This is a genomic window from Terriglobus sp. YAF25, assembly GCF_052113305.1.
GTDB lineage: Bacteria > Acidobacteriota > Terriglobia > Terriglobales > Acidobacteriaceae > Terriglobus.
Genome location: NZ_JBFRCY010000948.1, coordinates 1 through 1,409, shown reverse-complemented (window position 1 = coordinate 1,409; position 1,409 = coordinate 1). Strand labels below are relative to the sequence as shown.

General features: G+C 61.5%; 1 protein-coding gene. It reads left to right on the top strand.

The features are described 5' to 3' along the window. Nucleotides 1-144: 144 nt before the first annotated feature. A partial coding sequence (locus tag AB4043_RS25490; protein ID WP_442308516.1) for an endo-1,4-beta-xylanase occupies nucleotides 145-1,409 on the top strand: 1,265 nt, incomplete at its 3' end.

The following is a 1,409-nucleotide window of genomic DNA, read 5'->3' as shown; positions in this document are numbered from 1 at the left end:
TGATGCATGGTCTAAGAACGTTTATGTCTCTTCCTTCGTCTCTTTCCACAATAGATTTCGCACCTTGTTGGCCATGGCATTCCGCGACCAGGAATTGATATCTTTTTTACCGCCGAAGAAATCGTTTTCTCGCCGGAGCCACACATGAAACGTCTCGCCCTCGCCCTTCTCGTTGTTGCCGCCATTTCCGCGCACGCGCAGCCTCCGGCCCCAGCCACACCCACAACGCTCAAGGACGCTTACTCGCCCTACCTCCGCGTCGGCGCAGCGCTGAACAACGCTCAGTTTGAAGAGCGCGACCTCCTCACCAAGGACATCATCGCCGCGAACTTCAACACCATCAGCCCGGAGAATGTCCTCAAGTGGGAGGTCGTTCAGCCCGGCGTCGACAAGTACAACTTCGACCCCGCCGATAAATACGTCGCCTTCGGCGAGAAGCACCACATGTTCATCGTCGGCCACTGCCTCGTCTGGCATAGCCAGACGCCCAGGTGGGTCTTTGAAGACGCCGATGGCAAGCCCCTCACCCGCGACGCTCTTCTCGCCCGCATGCGCGACCACATCCACACCATCGTCGGCCGCTATAAAGGCCGCATTCAGGGATGGGATGTCGTCAACGAAGCCATCGCCGACGACGGCTCCATGCGCCAGTCCAACTGGTACAAGATCATCGGCGACGACTTCATCGCCAAGGCCTTTGAGTACGCCCACGAAGCCGACCCCGCCGCCGAGCTCTACTACAACGACTACTCGCTCGAAAACGAAGCCAAGCGCAAAGGCGCTCTCGCCCTCGTCAAAAAGCTGAAGGCAGCCGGCATTCCCATCAACGGAGTCGGCCTGCAGGGCCACATGAAGATCGACCGCCCCACCCCCGCCGTCGAAGCGCAAACCATCGAAGACTTCGCCGCCCTCGGCGTCCGCGTTAACATCTCCGAGCTCGACATCGACGTCCTCCCACGCACCAGCGTCCTCGACTCCGCCGACGTCTCCGCTACCGCCAAAGGCGACTCCAACTCCAACCCCTACAAAGACGGCTTGCCGGAAGAGATGCAGCAGCGCCTCGCCCAGCGCTACGCCGAGTTCTTCCAGGTCTTCCTCGAACACTCTAACCAGATGGGCCGCATCACCCTCTGGGGCGTCGACGACGGCCACACCTGGCTCAACAATTTCCCCACGCGCGGCCGCACCAACCACCCGCTCCTCTGGGACCGCCAGGGCAAACCCAAGCCCGCCTTCTTCGCCGTCCTCAAGACGGCCATCGACTGGAAGGCCGCCCACCGCGGCCCGGCGACCTCAACCACGCCTCGCCCCACCGGCATCGAGCTCGTCAAGACACTCACCAAGCCCAAAGGCTTCCGCGCTCCCATGGAGAAGGACTTCGGTGGCTACCTCCTCGTCTACTTCAAGGA